Genomic DNA, 19,696 nt, shown 5'->3' with positions numbered 1-19,696 from the left:
GCTTATCAGGCCTACAGTTGTAGCCCGGATAAGCGCAGCGCCATCAGGCATCAGACAACAAATCAACTAAAAGCAGTGGCCTGCTTCAACGGCAACCGCTTCTTCACCCGCTTTAAAGATATACGTGGTGTTCGGGCCGCCGAGCACGGATTGACCGTTACTTACCTTAATCCAGTTCCCTTCCGGCAGGCCAATCACCGTCAGCTCCGGTGCCACAACCAGCAGCTCGCGGATACGCTGTTCACGCGTTTCGCCTTTGTGGCCTTCCGGCAGCGCGTTGGTGAAATGTGGGTTAATCTGCAGCGGGAACAGACCCAGGGCATCAAAACCTTTTGGATCGACAATCGGCATGTCGTTGGTGGTGCGGATGGTCTGGCAGGCAAGGTTGGAACCCGCGCTCCAGCCGATATACAGCGCACCGCGTTTGACGACATCCACAATCGGCGCCAGCAGTCCGCGTTCGCGGCTTTCTTTCAGTAACTGGAAGGTATTACCCCCGCCGACAATCACCAGCTCTGCGTTTTCAATAGCGGCAATCGGGTCGGCAACGGTATGAATACCCGTAACGTTGACGCCCATTGGCGCAAAGATGGCTGCCGTTTTCGCCGTGTACTCATCCCAGGTTTGCGTCACGCCAGCGAACGGAATAAACACCGCCGTACGGCGACCATTCAGTTGTTCAGCAATCAGCGGCAGCGCATGTTCCATCCAGCCTTTGCCCGGCAGCGTCGAGTTACTCAATAAAAGCAGTTCCATCATTTCTCCATGTAATCAGAAAATTACAAACCGCGCTAATGCTACCACTATCAGCCAAACGCCTTACTGATATGGCTCACGATGTTGGAAGGGGAAGATAGAAGCTGAGGCTATTTTTTAAGTGTCAATTCAATGCCGAGTACCTTCATCACTGCAAGGGTGGTTTTCAGCGTCGGGTTACCTTTCTCACTAAAAGAGCGATAAAGCTGCTCGCGGGATAATCCCGTTTCTGCCGCAATGTTCGCCATTCCCTTAGCGCGAGCTACCACGCCCAGTGCTTTTGCAATGTATGCTGCATCGCCTGTTTCGAGGGCATCGGCCATAAACACGGCAATTTCTTCATCATCAACCAGCGCAGTCGCGGGATCGTAGTGAGTAAGTTTATTCATGGCAGAAGATCTCCTGTGAATCCAGTGTACGGGCGAGCATTTTTGCAAGAGTAATATCGTTGGCTTGTGAGCTTTTATCGCCCCCACATAACAAAATGATGATGCGGCAACCTTGCTGTTTAAAGTAAATCCTGTAGCCAGGACCGTAAGAAATGCGCATTTCGCTGACGCCTTCCCCAACAGGTTTAACATCACCAGCTAAACCATTAGCCAGACGAAAAAGGCGTGTGGCAATGAGCGTTTTAGCTCTCCTGTCCCGTAGGTTTTGCTCCCAACGCCGGAAAACCATTGTCTGAAGAATTTCCATGATGACGTTCCATGTATTTTATAAACTACATTATGAATTGACAAGTTGAGACTAGAGAGTAAAAAAATGGGGAGTAAGGGGAAATGCTGGCAGGAGGAAACAGGAAAGTATCTCGCAATAATACGTAGTTTTTCAGGATGCTGCGGTTGATACGAGAATCGATGATAGGGGATAGGGAGGGCTTTGTGCCAGGAGCGGAAGCTATATGTCCACTAGAATATGACAGATTCATGCATGGTGATTCACCACTACACGTAGTTGCCGTCTTAGCAGGGTTTTATCCTGGAAAGAATAAAATCCACTCGCTCTTCTACAGAAACACATGGTAATTCAATCAACTGATAGTCATACATACGGTATGTTTTTACCATTGCGTGATATGTCGCGATGGCAACATCGAAAGATTGTTTGCGCTCTGTGTCCTGTACATATATTTCACGCCAGGGTGGTGCAATAAATACGATTCGGTTATAGCGAAATTTCTCGATGGCGTTTTCCAGATGCCTCGGTATGGTAAGTTCAGAAAGACGTAAATAACCTACAACATCAGGAACACCACGATCAAAGAAGCAGGGTTGTGTATGCCCTTCCGCTTCATGCCACGAACGCATTTCCCAGGATAGCATCAGCTCTGCAAATGCAGTCTGGTTGGCCCACGGTAATGCATCGCCGCCGATGTTAACCTGGTCTTGGATCACACCTCTTCCAGCTTCTTTAGAACACCAAAACCCTCGTTTTATAATCGTATCAATTATCGTGCTTTTGCCTGACCCTGGGCCACCAGTCAGAATGAATCGATGCTGAAACGCTGAAGACATTGAACTCTCCCAAACCTTCTTAGACGCGATGATTTAGCAATTGATGGCGTACTTTTTGCGTATCGTCATATTACCTGCTGATGGCATGACTAACTACGTTTTATCCCCATTTTAATGTCCGCTATTCTCTCATTTCACAGGCCGATCTACTTTATTTCTCACTCGCCGAGGCGTTCCGCCATCTTGATTGTAGCCATCTCACTACTGAAGAAAATCTGGCGCTATCGTTTGGCTGTGAAGAGGCGCTGGCAGGGTTGTACCAGACGCTGAATTTTATGGGCGAAAGCCTGCTGACCATGGCGGGTGAAGGTCAGGAACATTTTGCGTATGAGAGCATATGCCAGTTAGGACACAGTCTGGTCAACATCAGCCAATTGATTTCCGCGCTGGCGCAGTTGGAAGCGAAAGCTGACCAGCAACTGTTCGCTGTTGCATAGTACCTAAAATAGACAGAGCGCCCATCCCTGGCGCTCTGTTCCTGCTTCTTTACCCCGCCCGAGCAAATTCTGCCGCTTCGGCGATTAGCGCGTCATCCGGGCGTACGCCGGTGTACATGGCGAACTGCTCTACGGCCTGTAAGGCAATCACCTCTGCGCCGCTGATGGTCTTTTTACCTAATTGCTGTGCCAGTTTGATTACCGGTGTTTCCGGCGGCAGGGCGACGACGTCAAACACCACGCTGGCGGCAGCGACCATCGCTTCGCTGTAGGCCAGCTCATCGCTCTCTTTACCGCCAGCCATGCCGACGGGCGTCACGTTGACCAGAATATCGCAGGTAATCCCTTCCGGCTGCGGTTGCCACTGGAAACCGTACTGTTTTGCCAGCGCCGGGCCGCTCTCCCGGTTACGGGCAGCGACGATCACATCGTGAAAACCGGCATCGCGAAATGCGGCGATAACCGCTTTACCCATTCCACCGCTGCCGCGGATCATGACGCGCGCGTGGTTATCAAGCTGGTGGCTTGCAATCAGGCTTTTTACCGCAATGTAGTCGGTGTTAAATCCTGTCAGCGTACCGTTGTCATTGACGATGGTGTTGACGGAATCAATGACTTTTGCGGAAGGATCGATGGCATCCAGAAACGGCATGCAGCTCTCTTTAAACGGCATAGAGACCGCACAGCCGCGAATCCCGAGTGCGCGAACGCCTTTGACTGCGGCCTCAATATCCTGCGTAGTAAAGGCTTTGTAGATAAAATTTAACCCTAATTTTTCATACAGATAGTTATGAAAGCGTGTGCCAAAGTTGCCGGGACGACCGGCAAGCGACATGCACAACTGGGTGTCGCGGTTAATCATGTTAAATTTCCTCGGCGTGAGACAATATGTACTGTTCGGCTTCCTGCGACCAGATCCCCTGATGACGCTCCAGGATAGCGCGCAAGGCCGGATCGTCAATCTGGGTGAGCGCAGTTAACGGCAATGATTTTCCGGTGTAAACCAGTTTTTTACCTCCACCGACCTGCGGCAGTTCCAGCGTTGTTTCACCTGCCGCATTCAATCCCAGAATGTGCGTCACCACTTTTGCCGCCTGAACTTTCTTCTCTTCGATCAGTTTTACCGCCGTGCGCATGTCGTCGGTATTGCCGCCAGATGTCCCAACATAATGGGTGAAGGCATAGTGCACGTCGTAGAAGTTAATCGGCGCGCTAAACTGCTTATCCTGCGGACCGGCAAAGAAGTTCATGCAACCATCGGCAGCCAGCAAAGAAGAAGCCAGCGTAACCAACTGTTCGTTGGGCACAAACACAAAGATGTCATCAAACCCGTGCCCGCCGCTCAGCGCCATCAAGGTGTCATAACCTGCATCCTGGGCGTGGAGATAATGGATCAACGTTTGCGGTTCTGATGGATAGTGCTTGCGGGCGTAGTTCAACTTGTCGTGATTGGTGTCGGTCACCACCAGCAGTGCCGGGTTAACCGGACCATGCAGCGCGTAGTCGATCGCCAGTAGTCCCATCGGCCCGGTGCCGCCGAGTATCAGTGTACGCCCCTGCGGACGAATGCCCATATTGTGGTTATAAGTGCCTTCCTGTAGGTGATAGTTGGCGTTGAATGCGCCAATCACGCAGGACAGCGGCTCAACCAACGAGCCTTCAAAATAGGTTTCACCTTCGTAGGCTAACAGGCAGTCCTGCTCCATGACTTCATCAGGAATGATGACGTGCGTGGCTTCACCGCCCACCCACGGGAAGGAGTAGCCGGGGCAGTCCGGGCGATCCGGCAGTTGCAGGTTAGCCTGAATGACATAGCGCTGGCCGGGCTGAAACTTATGCTGCCATTTTTTGCCTACGGCAATGATATCGCCGCAAAACTCGTGACCGATGATGATCGGGTTGGTAGCCACATCGTCCGGCACCTTTTTGTGGTTCTCGCCCTGGTTAGCCTCTTTCCAGGAAGAAAGGCACAGGCTGTCGGTTACGACTGAGGCCAGAATTTCATCGTCCTGCATTTCAGGAAGATCGAAGGTTTCCAGGCGCAGATCGCGTTTACCATAAAGGCGTAAAGCTGTTGTTGTTTGCATTGTTACCACCTCTTCCTCTTTCGAGGACTATTTGTTGAAGTAGCCCCGGCATCGCCGGGGCGAAAAAATCAGGACAGGAAGCCCAGCGCGTTACCGATAATTCCCAGCGCAAACAGGGCGAAGATCAGCCATACCGGATTAATTTTCTTGTTGAGCAGACGCACCATCAGCAGCGTCAGACCCAGCGCCAGCAGGCCGGGGCAGAGTTGGTCGAGAATGTTCTGCACGGTCATGGTGACGGTGGTGCCGTCTGCGCCAGGCGTTTGCGATACCACCAGCGGCACGTTGATGCTGGTCCATTTGGTGACCAGTACCCCCATGACAAACAGGCCGAGAATCGATGCGCCTTCGGTCAGTTTCTGCAGCAGGTTGCCGCCCATGTCGCTGACGATATTGACCCCTTTACGAAAGCCAAGCTGTAAGCCGTACCACTTCATGGCAAGACGTACTGCATTGAAAATAAAGAAGAACAATAGTGGGCCGAGAATGTTTCCGGACAGCGCCAGCGATGCGCCGAGCGCGGCGGTAATCGGGCGCAATGTTCCCCAGACCAACGGGTCGCCAACACCGGCCAGCGGGCCCATCAACCCAACTTTGATGCCGTTGATGGCGCCGTCGTCAATTTCCGCACCATTGGCACGAGCTTCTTCCATCGCGGCGGTCACGCCAATCACCGGGCCGCAAACGGCAGGCGTGGTGTTGAAAAACACCAGGTGGCGTTTGAGTGCCGCAACCTGGTCCTCTTTCAGCGGATACAGGCGCTTGATGGCAGGGATCATGTCGTAGCAAAAGCCCAGCCCATGAATGCGTTCAAAGTTAAATGACGCCTGTTGCAGGTTGGAGCGAACAAACATGCTAAACAGGTCGGATTTGGTCAGTTTTTTCTGTTCCATGGCTGGCTCCATTAGTCATCAAGCTGATCGAGAGCTTGAGAAGAGGCGGGTTGCGCCTGCGGTTCGGCTTTACGCCACTGTGGGTTCAACTGGATGTAGACCAGCGCGATAATCACACCAACCCCACCGAAAGCCAGCAGGCTCAAATCGAGATAACCCCCAGCGATAAACCCGAGGAAGAAGAAGGGCATCAGGTACTTCACGCCCATCATGCGCAGCACCATGGCGTAGCCGACCACCACGATAAAGCCACCGGCAATCTGCAATCCGCGGGTGACGAATTCCGGAATGGCGTTGAGCATATTGCTGACCATATCGGCGCTGACAAACAGCGAGACGATTAATGCAGGGATGGCAACGCGCAGCGCCTGTACGCCGAGAGCGGAAACGTGCAGCATGTCGATGGTGCGAAAGCGGGCGTCTTCGGCTGCTTTATCCGCCGCGTGCTGGAACACCACGGTGATGGTACGGGCGAATACCGTCAGCACCTGACCTGCCGCCGCCACCGGCAGGGCGATGGCGATACCGGTAGCAATGCTTTGCTGACCGACGATAACCAGAATGGCGGAGATAATACTGGCGAGCGCCGAGTCGGGAGACTGCGCTGCGCCGACGTTCATCCAGCCAAGGGCGATTAACTCCAGCGTGCCGCCGAGCATAATCCCGGTTTTTAAATCACCGAGGATCAGGCCGATAACGGTACAAGCAATTAGCGGACGGTGGGTCTGGAACTCATCCAGCACGCTGCCCATTCCGGCAATACAGGAAAATAGGAATATGGCGATAATTTGTAGGGTACTTATTTCCATAATATGTCACCTTGTGAATGTGATCATCCCTGCCTGTTAAAGCATAAGTACACAGGCATTTTTATTTATTCAGCGAACGATTGTTCTTCTATTTTTTCGAGAATATTAATAGATGGATCGGATGCGACAACGCGTAAATCCAGCGTAACACCCAGTTTATCTAACTCACGAAACGCATTAATGTCGTCGCTGTCTAAAGAAACGGCTTTGGTTAATTGTTTTTTACCTGGTCGCCAGGCCATGCCGCCAATATTTAACGTGGCAATTTTTACCCCTTGTTTTACCATTGCTAATGCATCCTGTGGACGGGTAAATAGATAAAAAACGGTTTCGTTCTGGTATTGCGGATTATGATAAACCGCGACCGCCTTTTCGATATTAACGACGTTCACTTTCATTCCCGGTGGGGCAGCCTGACGTAATAATGTGCGGCGTATTTCATCGTTATAAACGTCGTCATTACAGATAATAATCCGTTGGGCATTCGCCACCTTCGACCAGACGGTGGTGACCTGACCGTGGATCAGGCGGTCATCAATACGAGCAAGGGTAATGTTCATCAGAAATCCTCTTCGGCCGTTTCCAGATGCTTCCAGACGACACAGGTTTGTTGAGCAATGGTCGTCAGGTGTTCGCACAGTTCATCTACATTCATACTGCTTTGGTTGTCTACCAGCTCCAGCGCCAACGGCAGTGATAACCCGCTAATGACCCGTATCGCCGGATTGTGCATCGCCAGCGTCGCAGCGGCATTCCAGGGACTGCCACACTGCAAATCGACGGCAATCAGCCATTCATCGCCAGTGTGAATACTTACTAACTTTTTTAGCTTTTCCACAATGTCGCTGGCGTTCTCTCCGGGGACAAATGCCACGGCTTCAACGTTGGCATCACCGTAGACCATCTGTACCGATTCCAGCATGGCGCAGGCCAGTTTGCCGTGAGCACAGAAGATTGCATTGACCATAAAACCTCCTTAGCCGCGCGTTTTTCCGCCCGCAATGTTAGTGGTTACTCCGGTGATATAACTGGCGCGCTCAGATAAAAGATAACAAACAAAATCAGCGACTTCGCATAAGCGCCCTGATCGACCAATCGGGATCGCGTTCTTGGTGTAGCCCTCGCGCAACTGTTCGACGGTGATGTTGCGGGTCCAGGCCAGCGCTTCTTCATACTCGGGGGTGCGCAGTCCGGTTTTTTCCAGAATGCCAGGTGCAATACCAACCACGCGGATGCCGTGTTTGCCCAACTCTTTCGACCAGGAACGGGTAAAACTATTCAATGCGGCTTTGGTCGCGGCGTAACAGCTTTGACCTTCAGAACCTTCCAGTCCGCTTTCGGAAGAGACATTCACAATCACGCCGTTACGCTGTTTTATCATTTGGCGTGCCGCTGCCTGCGACATTAAGAACACACCTTTCTGGTTGATATTAACCATTTTTTCGAAAGCAGCTTCGTTGAGTTCGTATTGCCCGGCGGGTGCTTTTTCATCGACCAGCAGACGCGGAAAATTAACGCCAGCATTATTTACCAGCCCATCAATACGTCCGTAGCGTTGGATAATTTCAGCGACAGTATGATTAACCTCTTTGGCACTGGAAATATCCGTTGGCCAGAAATGATACCCGTCATGGCTATCGTATTTACCTTCTCCACCATGAATATCTGCCATTTGTACATTAGCGCCTTGCGCTAATAACTCTTCGACAATCGCCAGACCAATTCCGGATGCACCACCGGTAACAATAATGACTTTGCCCTGCAAGTTTAACCACGTTTGCATAATAAACTCCCGATTCAGATAAGGGGATCCCACATAAAATTAATTATGGCAGGACCAATTAGAATTTATTTACTTCAACAATAATTCAGCGGTATGGCTGTTGGTAACTAAACAGTTAATATAATTCCCACGTAATGCGCCTAATATCCCACTGTATTTTTCTTCACCCATTGCAATGCCAATGGAGTAACGCGCCTGTTTTAATTTATTGGTTTCGATGGAGAGCGTCTTTTCACTCATATTGGTCTCTACGGTTACACCGTTGATATCGTAAAAGCGCGAGCAAATGTCTCCGGCAACCTGGCGAGCATGCAGGTCATCACTCTCTTCACTGCCGTAAAAAGCGTGCCAGTTGGCGCCATCACGTATCGCCGGAGATCCAATCCCGACCAGCGCGATGTCCAGATTATCCCAGTACGCAGAAATCGATTTAAAATGTCGTGACTGCATGATCCCGTTACGGATCAGCGGGTTTTCCAGCAGTGCCGGGAAATCTGCCAGGTGTGATTCCCCTTTGAGCTTTGCCGCAGCGCCGTAGGTCAGCGTATTGACATGGTAGCGGCTTTCAAGTTTGCCGGATGGTCCGCCGATAATCGGTACGCAGATCAGCTGGCGCGACTGGCTGGCAGGAGATAATCCTTCCACCAGTCCCCGTACCGCGCGGCCCCATGAGAACCCGATAATGTCCCCAGGTTCCAGTAAGCGTTCCAGCAACTGTGCGCCATGTACGCCCATCATATTAAGTTGTTCATCTTCCTGCTCGCTATCGCAGGAGACTACGACCGCCTCTTTCAGGCCAAATTTCTGTTTTAGCTGCTGTTCCAGCCACAGATTTTCGTTGTAGTCGTAATTAATGGCGATGGTGACGATACCCTGCTCGCGTCCACGTTTTAGTAACCGGCTGATCGTGGTGCGATAAATACCCAACTCGCGGGCGATTTGCGCTTGTGTCATATCCTGTTCGTAATACAACTGCGCTATTTTTACGATCAGGCGGATATCATCGCTGTTTTCCGTCGCCATTTTTGGACTCCTGCACATTTGTGCAAATCACGAAATTGCCTTCTTGATCTGATATAACCCCATCTGTTCTCCATCTCAAAGCTATTTTCACTTATTTCAGCGCCCTGAAATGACCGATTGTGTTGCACATTTGATGTGGTGATGGCGCGTTGTCGGCACAGATGTGCATACCTCTCTAATGTATTGATTCTGCTTGTTTTCACTCAACAAAATTGCAGGGATGGATCGCTGACACTTTTGTGTCAAAAGGTGTGACGGATCACAAATAGCGCGTGGGTAGTCGAACACGATTATTTTTTATCGTCCGCAAGGTAGGGTATATTTCGCTTTTAATACACAAAGTCATTCAAGTTGTATCAAGGCGGCAAGGGAGCGAATCCCCGGGAGCATAGATTGCTATGTGACCTGGGTGAGTGAGGGCAGCCAACGCAGAGACAGCTTGAAGGATGAAGTGTATACAGGAGAAACTATGCTGCCCGACTCATCTATCCGATTAAATAAATACATCAGTGAAAGCGGAATCTGCTCGCGTCGCGAGGCGGATCGCTTTATCGAACAAGGGAATGTCTTCCTGAATGGTAAACGCGCCACCATCGGCGATCAGGTGATGCCTGGCGACGTCGTAAAAGTAAATGGTCGGTTGATTGAGCCGCGTGAAGCGGAAGATCTGGTTTTTATCGCGCTGAATAAGCCGGTAGGGATTGTCAGCACCACCGAAGACAGCGAACGCGACAACATTGTTGATTTCGTGAATCACAGCAAGCGCGTGTTTCCAATTGGTCGTCTGGACAAAGATTCTCAGGGACTTATCTTTCTGACCAACCACGGCGACCTGGTGAATAAAATCCTGCGTGCCGGTAACGATCACGAAAAAGAATATCTGGTGACGGTCGATAAGCCGGTCACTGATGACTTTATCCGTGGTATGGGGGCCGGTGTGCCCATTCTCGGTACCGTCACCAAAAAATGTAAGGTGAAGAAAGAAGCGCCGTTTGTGTTTCGCATTACGCTGATTCAGGGGCTTAACCGTCAGATCCGTCGTATGTGCGAACACTTTGGCTATGAAGTTACCAAGCTTGAGCGTACGCGTATCATGAACGTTGGTTTGTCTGGTCTGCCGCTTGGTGAATGGCGCGACCTGACAGATGACGAACTGATCGATCTGTTCAAGCTGATTGAGAACTCGTCCTCAGAAGCCAAACCGAAGGCGAAAGCGAAGCCAAAAACCGCAGGCATTAAGCGTCCGGTGGTGAAAATCGAAAAATCAGCGGAGAAAGAGAAATCGCGCCCGGCGGCAAACGGTAAGCGTTTTACTTCGCCGGGACGTAAGAAGAAGGGACGTTAACGTCTGCCGCGCGTCGGCGTATTTGCTGACCAGGAAAACGATGCTTCCGCATCCGGTTTATAGGCCTGCTTTTTCTTCAACTGGCGGGCTTTTTTAGCTTCTGCTTCGCGCAAGGCCATCAGTTTATCGATGTACTCTTTCTTGATGCTGTTGGTCTCTGCGTTGGTCAGCAGGCGACCATGCGCAATGCGCGCGCGGTCGAGCAGCGTTTTCAGTTCACGCTGTTCGCGCTCGGTCATCTCTTTTTGGGTAATGCGGGGGAGTGCCATAAGGGTGCCCTCTGTTAGCCGATATCCTCAGTGTACGGTAATCCAGAACCTGCTGATAGCGTCATGTATTGTATTATTCAGCAATACGTAATTTTCCGGCGAAGTCCTGCTGTGTATAGCCCGTTGTTCTGAATCGTTTGTCTGTGATGATGTTATCGATCTCTTTTAATGTGGCGATACACATCACTCCGTCCTGGCCAAATTTTGTATGGTCGGCAAGAATTACCGACTTTTTACTCATAGCAATCATTGATTTGGCAACATAGGCTTCATCGAAGCTTTTCACCAGGACACCATGTTGAGGTGAAATACCACCCGCGCCGATGAAGCAGATATCTGCGTGAATAGTGTTTATTTGCTGACAAACGGAGACGCCGAGATTGGCACGGAAATGGTAGTCATATTCACCACCTAATACATAAACGCGCGCTTTAAGATTATGTTCTTTTATTTTATCGGCAATTAAGGCTGAGTTAGTAATAACGGAGTAGGCCAGAGGAGGTAATTGTTCGGCCAGAATAAGATTTGTTGTACAGGAGTCAATGAATAGAGTGTCGTGCTCGCTGACCATCCCGGCGGCAAGTTTACCAATTGCCATTTTTTCTTCGCGGTGTATATCAATCCGCGCGCCAAATTCATCTTCCTGAACAACCTGCTTTTTGACGGCTCCGCCGTGAATCTTGGTAATTTGCCCTTCAGACTCCAGGATGGAGAGATCGCGGCGAATGGTCTCTGATGTGACTTTTAGCGTTTCCGATAATTTGATAACCGTCACTTCACCGAATTTATTTAATTCATCGAGGATATGTTTTCTTCTTTTAATCGGGTTCATTATTTTCCGCCAACGTCGTGCTTTGGCGCATGGTAACTGGATGTGCAGAGCAACGCAACCACTCCAGCGCACAGACAATACCCTCATCATCATTAGAGGCCGTCACATAGCTGGCTTGTCGTTTTACTACCTCAGGCGCATTCCCCATTGCAATACCAATGCCGGCGGCGGAAAACATACTGATATCGTTTTGCTGGTCGCCAATCGCCGCAACTTTATCGGCTGTTATATTTAGCTGGTGCATTAACATGCTAATAGCATAACCTTTATTTATTTCGCTACGTTGGATATCAATGTAATTCTCCCCAGTGATAGTCGCTGTATAACCATAAGGCAATTTATTATTCACGTCTGTACACAGCGCATTTATTTTTAACTGCTCAGTAACGAGTGTGATTTTATAAATATCTTGTCGGTTTAAAATATTACCGGGTGCTGCAGGAATAAGTGGTAATTCAAATAAACGGGCTTCATAAGTTGTCCATGGCGCTACCTGTAGGTCGCAACGATGATAAATAGCATCGGCGCTAAAAAAGTGATGAGGGCAGAGGGAAAGTGCAATATGTCGGTCAATATCCCGAAGATTCATACAAGAGAGCGCTGCAGTATGAATATTGCGCTGCTGCGCCATCTCGAGGATCTGACCTCCGTTAAAGCCTGCGCACCAGCCAAACAGCGCATTAACCTGCTGCTGCTGTAGCAGGCGCATCATAGAGGAGACCGGTCTGGCGGAACAGGCGGCCAACAGGCCACCGCGCTGGTGGAATTCTACGAGTGCCTGACGCGTGCGTGGACTGATTGTCTTTTGCGAAGTCAGTAGTGTTCCATCCAGATCGGTGACCAGTAACATGCTTCTTTTCCCTTAATATCAATGCGCAATAAACGGTGTGACAGCCTCTTTGGCGGCGTTGCAGACCATATTGTCGATTGCCGTACCGACGACCAGAATATTGACCCCGGTATCCTTAAACGCTTTGGCATTGGCGAGGTTAATTCCGCCTTCCGCCAGCGTCGGCACGCTTACCGCGCCGACCAGTGCCCACAGGCGATCTTTAATGGCTTGCGGAATATCACCTGCGGCTACGCCTTCGTAGCTCATACCGGTCATTAAACCAATCATGTCGACGCCAATTTCCTGCATCCGTTTTGCTACGCTGGCGACCTCTTCCGGAGTGCGTGCAGGAATACCGAAGGTATGCAGGTCATCCGGGTGACCAATATAAGCATCAACGGTCAGGCCATACTGATGGGCGAGATTAACGATGTCCTGTAGATCGTCCCAGTCGGATTTATGAGTGTGTAAGCCATCGGCACCAGCACGAGCAATCTCCAGTATCTCTGTTTCCGTGAGCGGGACCGGTAACGTTTCGGTAAAGCCACCTGCGATACCGACGGTAATGAAGATATCGTCAGGAACCACATTACGTACGCCATGTACTGCTTCGGCCATCTGGCTGTTGGTGATTTCGTGGCGGATTTGTTCTGCCGCGTGCATATTGCTTACCCCCTTATGCCCACGCGCCAGCGCCAGTGCGGGATGGTTCGGTTCGAGTAGCTTAACGCCCGCCTCACATACTGCTTTTGCCAGACGCGCATCGTCGCCGGTTATCCCTGTGCTGAGGATGGTCTGCCCGCCGTGCAGCGTGATGGCATCTTTCACTTTCTGTAACGCTTTAGCGCGTTTTTTATTCATATCGCCTTTAAACATGGTGTACCTCTGGTGTTGGTGCATTAATTAATGGGCTGACGCGGTAGATTCTTTCTGTGCGACAGCCTTAAAACGGTTGGCAATAATGGTGGAAATACAGGTCAGGCCCATGACGGTAACCATCACAATCGCCATTTGCAGCGCATTGCTGGATAAGAACGGAGAGGCAAATGCGGGGACATAAGCCACGCCTTTGACGTTAAAGAAACCCAGCATCATGCCGCCCAGACCGGCCCAAACGATCGCTGAACCAAAGACAATTTTGTTGGCAAACATGAACGGATAGGCCGATTCAACGAAGGTCCCAAAGCCGAGGTTGATAAGCAGGCCGGGCGTCGCGACGGCTGCTTCGCTTTTTTCTCGTGGTGCGATGACGTTAGCCAGGTTGATTCCTGCAGCAACCATCACCAGGCCTACCATATCGACAGCGCCGAGGAAGCTGACTCCGGATTTTTCCATTTCCAGGAGCACCAGCGGCAGAATGACTGCGTGATAGACTCCCCCCAGAATAGCTGGCCAGATAACCAACCCAGCCAGCAGGCCAGCAAGAATAGGGCTGAAGGCCAGCGTGCTTTCGATAGCCAGTTTGATGTAATTACCTGCTGACAGCGCCAGCGGACTCAGCAGATAGTGCATGATTAACCCAGCGGCCAGGCCCGAGATCCCACCCGCTACAATGTTGACGGTGGTCATCGGAAAGCGCCAATTCAGGCATAATTCGAACAGCCAACGAACGAAAATCCCGGCCATCAAACCACCGATGATCCCTCCAATCAGACCGCCTTCGACGGAAAGTACTCCGGCGACCACCCCGGCAACAATTGAGACTTCATCCAGTTCCGAAATCTGTTTTGCTGCGAGAACCGCAACTAAAACCGGTAGGCCCTTCAGTAGAATTTCAAAGATATCGTTGAGTTTTTCCAGGCCTGGAATGTGACTGAGTGCGAGCACGATTGCCATAGCAATAAAGCCCGGCAGCGCAGGGATCATTATGCTGCGAATATTGAAGCGCTTAAGCAGACTTTTTCCAGAACCGCCCTGTGAAGGAGAGGCACTGCCCAACTGTGGTTTGTATTTAACGCCCCAGTGCTTACACAGTGATGCGATGAAGGAGACTGCGCGGGTTCGGCTGGTGGTACCCGTCGTGCCCGAGGTTGCGACGACATTTGCCCCTTTTGCCGCCACTAGCGCCATTGAGGTTCCGCCGGTGCCAACAATCGGTGTTTTCATTTCAACAGCTGCGGCAAAGACCGCCTGGTTGGCCTTCACCGGATCGGCGCTCATCACGATGATCCCGTCGATCTCACCGTTACGGATCATTTCAGCAATCCTGCAATCGCTCTCAACTACCGAGTCGTTCACATCTGAAAGTTTGCCCTGAAATATCCTTTGTGGTTTTTGTTGGTTTTCTGTGGTTAGTGCAAATACCGACGCTGGCGTGTGAGCTTTGGCAACGTCCATTGAGGCTTCTGCCGCAATGAACTGCACAGCGGCAACTTCCAATCCTGCGGCTTCGCACTGCTGGTAAATTTCCTGGAGTAGCTTTTCTGGTTCAGCACCACCCAGGTTGTAGAGGTTGCCTCCACTGCTTCCAATAATCGCAATTTTTTTCATAGCGGCCTCGAAGATAGGGTAAGGGTTTATCTGTGTTGTAGTGAAATCATATTCCCAATTAAAACAAACTAAATCAACATTAGAAAAATGATTAAATTTGAATTAAAAACAGGTTTGTTTGTGTATTTTTTTGAAAAATAACAATTAAATAATTATTTTGTTTTATGTTGATGTTTGTTGTTTTGTGATGGGGTTCAAATGCGGGTAGGGAGAAATGGAGGATGCCTCCTCCATTTATGAAGATTAGTGTTGTTTTACTGAGTGTGGTTTCTCTTCAATCGACTTACCGGACCAGTAGCCTGCCAACAGCGAACCGGAAAGGTTGTGCCAGACGGAGAATAACGCGCCAGGCAGGGCGGCAAGCGGGCCAAAGTAGATCTTGCCCAGCGCAGCGGCAAGTCCTGAATTCTGCATGCCCACTTCAATTGCCAACGTACGGCAGGTTGACTCGTCGAAACCAAACAATTTTCCGCCCCAGTAGCCGCTGAGCAGGCCAATGGTGTTATGTAGGATTACGGCGATAATCACCACAAAGCCGACGGATGCAATGTGCGAGGCAGAACCCGCCACGACGGCGCTGATGATTGCCAGAATGCACACCATTGAAAATGCGGGCAGATACGGTTCCACGACTTTTACGACGCGTGGGAACAGGTGGTGAATGACCAACCCCAACGCAATTGGAATGACCACGATCTGCAGGATACTCAGCAGCATACCCATCACATCCACCTGGATATGCGCGTCGACATACAACCGTGTCAGCAGCGGTGTGGCGACAACGCCGACCAACGTTGAAACCGATGAAATAGTCACAGAGAGCGCCACATCGCCTTTTGCCAGATAGATCATTACGTTTGATGCTGTTCCGCTGGCGACGCTACCGACCAGCACCATCCCTGCGGACAATTCCGGCGGCATATTAAATGCCAGCGCTAAAATCCATGCGGCGAGCGGCATTACCAGATAGTGCAGGAAAATACCCGCCGCGACTGGTGCAGGACGTGAGAGTACGCGTTTAAAGTCGTCTACCTTCAGGTGAACGCCCATACCGAACATGATCAGCATCAGTAACGACGGCACGAATGGCCCGACAGGCGTAAAGGTGGTGGGCGTGTAATACGCAACAACAGAGAGCAGCAGTGCCCATAACGGGAACAGCCGCGTGAGAGTAGCGAGCATGTTATATTCCTTGCGATTGAAATGTGTTGTTATAAAAAAGCCGGGTTCGAGCCCGGCTATCGTTATTGTTTATTGCGTGATGAAATTTTATTCAAACAAATTATGGTGCAGCTTCTGTACCACCTCTTCGGCTTCAGTACCGGGCACCAGGAAGCACAGGTTATGGCTGGACGCGCCGTAGCAAATCATGCGGATGTTGAATGGCTCCAGTACGCCGAACACCTCTTTACCCACTCCACAGGCTTTGGACAGGTCGTTGCCAATCAGTGCCACCAGCGCCAGGCCTTCTTCCACTTCAACCCGACACAGGGCAGACAGTTCCATCAGCAGAGACTGTGTTAACAGTGTATCGCCGGTGGAGGTCGAACCGGTGGTATCCAGCGTCAGCGCCACGCTGACTTCGGATGTGGTAATTAAATCGACCGAAATGTTATGGCGTGCGAGGATGCCGAACACTTCCGCCAAAAAGCCGCGAGAGTGCAGCATATTCAGGCTATGCAGCGTCAGCAGCGTTTGCTTACGACGCAGTGCCAGCGCCCGGAACAGCGGTGGATTCGCGGTTTTATTGCATACCAGCGTACCGCCTGCTTTTGGATCCTTACTGGAGCCAACAAACACCGGGATATCGCTACGTACGGCAGGTAACAACGTTGCCGGGTGTAGCACTTTCGCGCCAAAGGTCGCCATTTCTGCGGCCTCTTCAAAGGCGATTTCATCAATACGCTGCGCCGCCGGAACAACGCGCGGATCGGTCGTGTAAATGCCAGGAACATCGGTCCAGATATCGACGCGCGTGGCGTGCAGCGCTTCGGCCAGCAGGGCAGCCGTATAATCGCTCCCGCCGCGCCCCAACGTGGTGGTGCGGCCTTTACCTTCACTGCCGATAAAGCCCTGAGTAATCACCAGACCTTCGCTCAGACGCGGGGCCAACTGGAGCGTTGCCAGTTCGGCCAGCGCCGCAACGTCAGGTTCTGCGCGGCCAAAACGATCGTTGGTACGCATCACTTTACGTACGTCAAACCACTGCGCCTGCACGTTGCGCTCACGCAGGATCTCGACGAACAGCAAGGTAGACATCAGTTCGCCGTGGCTGACCAGTTCGTCGGTCAGCGCAGTTGAGGTCGCCAGTGACGCCGCTTCAGCCAGCGTGGTGATGTTTTCCAGCAGACGGTCGATCTCTTCACGGATCACGTTTGGATAACGCAGGCGTTCCAGAATATTGAACTGAATTTGACGAATGGCATCGAGTTTTTCGAAGCGCGCGGTTGGCTCCAGCCCTTCAGCCAGTGCGACCAGCAGGTTGGTGATTCCCGCAGAAGCGGAAAGTACCACTACACGGACGTTAGCATCAGAAAGTACTACATCAGCGCTGCGATTCATGGCATCAAAATCCGCCACGCTGGTACCGCCAAATTTGGAGACAACTACATCAGTCATAACTACCTCGTGTCAGGGAATGAATAGAGCGACCATGGCACATAAGGCAGAACAGAAACCGGTGCAGGCGCAAATGCAAATACCGTATTTATAAATAAAATGTGTAGCTTGCACTGTCAACGCTGGGATTATGCGGATTTTTCATGCTGCAACTGCGTTGAGTAACGGTACTAATAACAACGCTGATAACCGCTATACTTTTTAGCCACGTTTGGCGGATGCCCTGGCAATGGCATTAAAACAATCACACTTTTCTGTGACTGGCGTTACAATCGATCTCAGTCACAATTCTCAAAATCAGAAGAGTATTGCTAATGAAAAACATCAATCCAACGCAGACCTCAGCCTGGCAGGCACTACAAAAACACTTTGAAGAAATGAAAGACGTTACTATCGCGGATCTTTTCGCGAAAGATAGCGATCGTTTCACTAAGTTTTCCGCGACGTTTGACGATTTGATGCTGGTGGATTTCTCCAAAAACCGCATCACTGAAGAGACGCTGGCTAAACTGCAGGATCTGGCGAAAGAAACCGATTTGGCGGGTGCCATCAAGTCCATGTTCTCCGGTGAGAAAATCAACCGCACTGAAGACCGTGCCGTGCTGCACGTGGCGCTACGCAACCGTAGCAATACGCCTATCATCGTTGACGGCAAAGATGTCATGCCGGAAGTGAATGCTGTGCTGGAGAAGATGAAATCCTTCTCTGAAGCGATCATCTCCGGAAGCCGGAAAGGCTATACCGGTAAAGCCATCACTGATGTAGTAAACATCGGTATCGGCGGTTCTGACCTCGGCCCGTTCATGGTGACCGAAGCGCTGCGTCCGTACAAAAATCACCTGAACATGCACTTTGTGTCTAACGTCGATGGTACGCACATTGCTGAAGTGCTGAAGAAAGTGAACCCGGAAACCACGCTGTTCCTGGTCGCTTCCAAAACCTTCACCACCCAGGAAACCATGACCAACGCCCACAGCGCGCGCGACTGGTTCCTGGCGACCGCAGGCGACAACAAGCACGTTGCCAAACACTTCGCAGCGCTCTCCACTAACGGTAAAGCGGTTGGCGAGTTTGGTATTGATACTGCCAATATGTTCGAGTTCTGGGACTGGGTTGGCGGTCGTTACTCCCTGTGGTCTGCAATCGGTCTGTCCATCATCCTGTCCGTAGGCTTCGACAACTTTGTTGAGCTGCTCTCCGGCGCGCATGCGATGGACAAACACTTCTCCACCACTCCGGCTGAGAAAAACCTGCCGGTGCTGCTGGCGCTGATCGGTATCTGGTACAACAACTTCTTCGGTGCCGAAACCGAAGCAATTCTGCCGTATGACCAGTATATGCACCGTTTCGCGGCTTACTTCCAGCAGGGCAACATGGAATCCAACGGTAAATACGTTGACCGTAACGGCAATGCGGTGGATTACCAGACTGGCCCAATCATCTGGGGTGAGCCGGGTACTAACGGCCAGCATGCGTTCTACCAGCTGATCCACCAGGGCACCAAAATGGTTCCATGCGATTTCATCGCGCCGGCCATCACCCACAACCCGCTGTCGGATCACCATCCGAAACTGCTGTCTAACTTCTTCGCGCAAACCGAAGCGCTGGCATTCGGTAAATCTCGTGAAGTGGTTGAGCAGGAATACCGCGACCAGGGTAAAGATCCGGCAACGTTGGACCACGTTGTGCCGTTCAAAGTGTTCGAAGGTAACCGCCCAACGAACTCCATCCTGCTGCGCGAAATCACGCCGTTCAGCCTGGGTGCGCTGATTGCACTGTACGAACACAAAATCTTCACTCAGGGCGCTATCCTGAACATCTTCACCTTTGACCAGTGGGGCGTTGAGCTGGGCAAACAGCTGGCGAACCGCATTCTGCCAGAGCTGAAAGATGGTTCCGAAGTGAGCAGCCACGACAGTTCTACCAACGGTTTGATTAACCGTTATAAGTCCTGGCGTGCCTGATAGCACACACTTGTAGATACTGTTATCGCCTGCAAGCCTTTTC

General features: G+C 51.1%; 22 protein-coding genes. 3 read left to right on the top strand and 19 right to left on the bottom strand.

The features are described from left to right. Nucleotides 1-66: 66 nt before the first annotated feature. From pepE to FDW94_RS18205, 4 genes are all read right to left on the bottom strand, one after another. Nucleotides 67-756: a dipeptidase PepE gene (pepE, locus tag FDW94_RS18220; protein WP_032942056.1), complete on the bottom strand. Its 690-nt coding sequence runs from the start codon at nucleotides 754-756 to the stop codon at nucleotides 67-69. Between the two features lie 110 nt (nucleotides 757-866). Beyond that, nucleotides 867-1,145 (bottom strand): addiction module antidote protein, encoded by a 279-nt coding sequence (locus FDW94_RS18215; protein WP_032942057.1) that lies wholly within the window; start codon nucleotides 1,143-1,145, stop codon nucleotides 867-869. Beyond that, nucleotides 1,138-1,455, bottom strand: coding sequence for a type II toxin-antitoxin system RelE/ParE family toxin (locus tag FDW94_RS18210; protein ID WP_032942059.1), 318 nt, complete (start codon nucleotides 1,453-1,455; stop codon nucleotides 1,138-1,140). Before FDW94_RS18210 ends, FDW94_RS18215 begins: the two co-directional genes overlap by 8 nt. A gap of 263 nt (nucleotides 1,456-1,718) precedes the next feature. Continuing rightward, complete coding sequence (locus FDW94_RS18205; protein ID WP_008786891.1) at nucleotides 1,719-2,270, bottom strand: AAA family ATPase; 552 nt, start codon at nucleotides 2,268-2,270, stop codon at nucleotides 1,719-1,721. A gap of 275 nt (nucleotides 2,271-2,545) precedes the next feature. Here FDW94_RS18205 and FDW94_RS24475 point away from each other — a divergent pair, with 275 nt between their 5' ends. Next, nucleotides 2,546-2,707 (top strand): hypothetical protein, encoded by a 162-nt coding sequence (locus tag FDW94_RS24475; protein ID WP_249358626.1) that lies wholly within the window; start codon nucleotides 2,546-2,548, stop codon nucleotides 2,705-2,707. Nucleotides 2,708-2,756: 49 nt separating this feature from the next. Here the strand turns inward: FDW94_RS24475 and FDW94_RS18195 are convergent, their stop codons facing one another. From FDW94_RS18195 to FDW94_RS18160, 8 genes are all read right to left on the bottom strand, one after another. Next, nucleotides 2,757-3,569: a shikimate 5-dehydrogenase gene (locus FDW94_RS18195; RefSeq protein ID WP_137378051.1), complete on the bottom strand. Its 813-nt coding sequence runs from the start codon at nucleotides 3,567-3,569 to the stop codon at nucleotides 2,757-2,759. A gap of 1 nt (nucleotide 3,570) precedes the next feature. After that, a complete protein-coding gene (sorE, locus tag FDW94_RS18190; RefSeq protein ID WP_137378050.1) occupies nucleotides 3,571-4,794 on the bottom strand; it encodes an L-sorbose 1-phosphate reductase in 1,224 nt (407 codons plus the stop codon). A 68-nt stretch (nucleotides 4,795-4,862) separates the two neighbouring features. Continuing rightward, a complete protein-coding gene (locus FDW94_RS18185; protein ID WP_003031641.1) occupies nucleotides 4,863-5,687 on the bottom strand; it encodes a PTS system mannose/fructose/sorbose family transporter subunit IID in 825 nt (274 codons plus the stop codon). Nucleotides 5,688-5,698: 11 nt separating this feature from the next. Further along, entirely contained in the window at nucleotides 5,699-6,496 is a 798-nt protein-coding gene (locus FDW94_RS18180) for a PTS mannose/fructose/sorbose transporter subunit IIC (protein ID WP_003826527.1), read from the bottom strand. 65 nt (nucleotides 6,497-6,561) lie between these two features. Continuing rightward, the gene (locus FDW94_RS18175) at nucleotides 6,562-7,056 is read right to left on the bottom strand and encodes a mannose/fructose/sorbose PTS transporter subunit IIB (RefSeq protein ID WP_137378049.1); all 495 of its coding nucleotides are present in this window, start codon (nucleotides 7,054-7,056) and stop codon (nucleotides 6,562-6,564) included. Next, the gene (locus tag FDW94_RS18170) at nucleotides 7,056-7,463 is read right to left on the bottom strand and encodes a mannose/fructose/sorbose PTS transporter subunit IIA (RefSeq protein WP_003031647.1); all 408 of its coding nucleotides are present in this window, start codon (nucleotides 7,461-7,463) and stop codon (nucleotides 7,056-7,058) included. The genes FDW94_RS18175 and FDW94_RS18170 overlap by 1 nt, the downstream gene beginning before the upstream one ends. 9 nt (nucleotides 7,464-7,472) lie before the next feature. Then, nucleotides 7,473-8,279, bottom strand: a complete 807-nt coding sequence (locus tag FDW94_RS18165) for an SDR family oxidoreductase (protein ID WP_137378048.1) — start codon at nucleotides 8,277-8,279, stop codon at nucleotides 7,473-7,475. A 69-nt stretch (nucleotides 8,280-8,348) separates the two neighbouring features. Beyond that, complete coding sequence (locus FDW94_RS18160; RefSeq protein ID WP_032942077.1) at nucleotides 8,349-9,302, bottom strand: sugar-binding transcriptional regulator; 954 nt, start codon at nucleotides 9,300-9,302, stop codon at nucleotides 8,349-8,351. Between the two features lie 469 nt (nucleotides 9,303-9,771). Here FDW94_RS18160 and rluF point away from each other — a divergent pair, with 469 nt between their 5' ends. After that, nucleotides 9,772-10,647, top strand: a complete 876-nt coding sequence (gene rluF / locus FDW94_RS18155) for a 23S rRNA pseudouridine(2604) synthase RluF (RefSeq protein ID WP_008786901.1) — start codon at nucleotides 9,772-9,774, stop codon at nucleotides 10,645-10,647. On the opposite strand, the gene FDW94_RS18150 is transcribed toward rluF, so the two are convergent. The 7 genes from FDW94_RS18150 to lysC all read right to left on the bottom strand — a co-directional run bounded on the left by FDW94_RS18150 (nucleotide 10,644) and on the right by lysC (nucleotide 17,689). Then, a complete protein-coding gene (locus tag FDW94_RS18150) occupies nucleotides 10,644-10,916 on the bottom strand; it encodes a DUF3811 domain-containing protein (protein ID WP_003826541.1) in 273 nt (90 codons plus the stop codon). The genes rluF and FDW94_RS18150 overlap by 4 nt on opposite strands. A 73-nt stretch (nucleotides 10,917-10,989) precedes the next feature. Beyond that, complete coding sequence (locus FDW94_RS18145) at nucleotides 10,990-11,748, bottom strand: DeoR/GlpR family DNA-binding transcription regulator (RefSeq protein WP_032942078.1); 759 nt, start codon at nucleotides 11,746-11,748, stop codon at nucleotides 10,990-10,992. Then, nucleotides 11,735-12,598: a Cof-type HAD-IIB family hydrolase gene (locus FDW94_RS18140; RefSeq protein WP_103015252.1), complete on the bottom strand. Its 864-nt coding sequence runs from the start codon at nucleotides 12,596-12,598 to the stop codon at nucleotides 11,735-11,737. The genes FDW94_RS18145 and FDW94_RS18140 overlap by 14 nt, the downstream gene beginning before the upstream one ends. Nucleotides 12,599-12,616: 18 nt before the next feature. After that, nucleotides 12,617-13,456: a histidine biosynthesis protein gene (locus FDW94_RS18135; protein WP_032942081.1), complete on the bottom strand. Its 840-nt coding sequence runs from the start codon at nucleotides 13,454-13,456 to the stop codon at nucleotides 12,617-12,619. A 27-nt stretch (nucleotides 13,457-13,483) separates the two neighbouring features. Next, nucleotides 13,484-15,070, bottom strand: a complete 1,587-nt coding sequence (locus FDW94_RS18130; protein WP_170974254.1) for a PTS sugar transporter — start codon at nucleotides 15,068-15,070, stop codon at nucleotides 13,484-13,486. Nucleotides 15,071-15,313: 243 nt separating this feature from the next. Further along, entirely contained in the window at nucleotides 15,314-16,252 is a 939-nt protein-coding gene (panS, locus tag FDW94_RS18125; RefSeq protein ID WP_032942083.1) for a ketopantoate/pantoate/pantothenate transporter PanS, read from the bottom strand. A gap of 87 nt (nucleotides 16,253-16,339) precedes the next feature. After that, on the bottom strand, nucleotides 16,340-17,689 hold the full coding sequence (gene lysC / locus FDW94_RS18120) for a lysine-sensitive aspartokinase 3 (RefSeq protein WP_079935020.1): 1,350 nt from the start codon (nucleotides 17,687-17,689) through the stop codon (nucleotides 16,340-16,342). A 314-nt stretch (nucleotides 17,690-18,003) separates the two neighbouring features. On the opposite strand from lysC, the gene pgi reads away from it, so the two are divergent. Further along, a complete protein-coding gene (gene pgi / locus FDW94_RS18115) occupies nucleotides 18,004-19,653 on the top strand; it encodes a glucose-6-phosphate isomerase (RefSeq protein ID WP_137378047.1) in 1,650 nt (549 codons plus the stop codon). Nucleotides 19,654-19,696 lie beyond the last annotated feature (43 nt).

This window comes from Citrobacter sp. wls757 (assembly GCF_005280935.1).
Taxonomy (GTDB): domain Bacteria; phylum Pseudomonadota; class Gammaproteobacteria; order Enterobacterales; family Enterobacteriaceae; genus Citrobacter; species Citrobacter portucalensis.
Note: the sequence above shows the minus strand (reverse complement) of the source record. Positions and strands in the feature narration are given on the sequence as shown.

Excerpts from the sequence above, each read along its gene's own strand:
- pepE (WP_032942056.1), bottom strand. The coding sequence starts at position 756 with ATGGAACTGCTTTTATTGAGTAACTCGACGCTGCCGGGCAAAGGCTGG.
- FDW94_RS18215 (WP_032942057.1), bottom strand. The coding sequence starts at position 1,145 with ATGAATAAACTTACTCACTACGATCCCGCGACTGCGCTGGTTGATGAT.
- FDW94_RS18205 (WP_008786891.1), bottom strand. The coding sequence starts at position 2,270 with ATGTCTTCAGCGTTTCAGCATCGATTCATTCTGACTGGTGGCCCAGGG.
- FDW94_RS24475 (WP_249358626.1), top strand. The coding sequence starts at position 2,546 with ATGGGCGAAAGCCTGCTGACCATGGCGGGTGAAGGTCAGGAACATTTT.
- FDW94_RS18195 (WP_137378051.1), bottom strand. The coding sequence starts at position 3,569 with ATGATTAACCGCGACACCCAGTTGTGCATGTCGCTTGCCGGTCGTCCC.
- sorE (WP_137378050.1), bottom strand. The coding sequence starts at position 4,794 with ATGCAAACAACAACAGCTTTACGCCTTTATGGTAAACGCGATCTGCGC.
- FDW94_RS18185 (WP_003031641.1), bottom strand. The coding sequence starts at position 5,687 with ATGGAACAGAAAAAACTGACCAAATCCGACCTGTTTAGCATGTTTGTT.
- FDW94_RS18180 (WP_003826527.1), bottom strand. The coding sequence starts at position 6,496 with ATGGAAATAAGTACCCTACAAATTATCGCCATATTCCTATTTTCCTGT.
- FDW94_RS18175 (WP_137378049.1), bottom strand. The coding sequence starts at position 7,056 with ATGAACATTACCCTTGCTCGTATTGATGACCGCCTGATCCACGGTCAG.
- FDW94_RS18170 (WP_003031647.1), bottom strand. The coding sequence starts at position 7,463 with ATGGTCAATGCAATCTTCTGTGCTCACGGCAAACTGGCCTGCGCCATG.
- FDW94_RS18165 (WP_137378048.1), bottom strand. The coding sequence starts at position 8,279 with ATGCAAACGTGGTTAAACTTGCAGGGCAAAGTCATTATTGTTACCGGT.
- FDW94_RS18160 (WP_032942077.1), bottom strand. The coding sequence starts at position 9,302 with ATGGCGACGGAAAACAGCGATGATATCCGCCTGATCGTAAAAATAGCG.
- rluF (WP_008786901.1), top strand. The coding sequence starts at position 9,772 with ATGCTGCCCGACTCATCTATCCGATTAAATAAATACATCAGTGAAAGC.
- FDW94_RS18150 (WP_003826541.1), bottom strand. The coding sequence starts at position 10,916 with ATGGCACTCCCCCGCATTACCCAAAAAGAGATGACCGAGCGCGAACAG.
- FDW94_RS18145 (WP_032942078.1), bottom strand. The coding sequence starts at position 11,748 with ATGAACCCGATTAAAAGAAGAAAACATATCCTCGATGAATTAAATAAA.
- FDW94_RS18140 (WP_103015252.1), bottom strand. The coding sequence starts at position 12,598 with ATGTTACTGGTCACCGATCTGGATGGAACACTACTGACTTCGCAAAAG.
- FDW94_RS18135 (WP_032942081.1), bottom strand. The coding sequence starts at position 13,456 with ATGTTTAAAGGCGATATGAATAAAAAACGCGCTAAAGCGTTACAGAAA.
- FDW94_RS18130 (WP_170974254.1), bottom strand. The coding sequence starts at position 15,070 with ATGAAAAAAATTGCGATTATTGGAAGCAGTGGAGGCAACCTCTACAAC.
- panS (WP_032942083.1), bottom strand. The coding sequence starts at position 16,252 with ATGCTCGCTACTCTCACGCGGCTGTTCCCGTTATGGGCACTGCTGCTC.
- lysC (WP_079935020.1), bottom strand. The coding sequence starts at position 17,689 with ATGACTGATGTAGTTGTCTCCAAATTTGGCGGTACCAGCGTGGCGGAT.
- pgi (WP_137378047.1), top strand. The coding sequence starts at position 18,004 with ATGAAAAACATCAATCCAACGCAGACCTCAGCCTGGCAGGCACTACAA.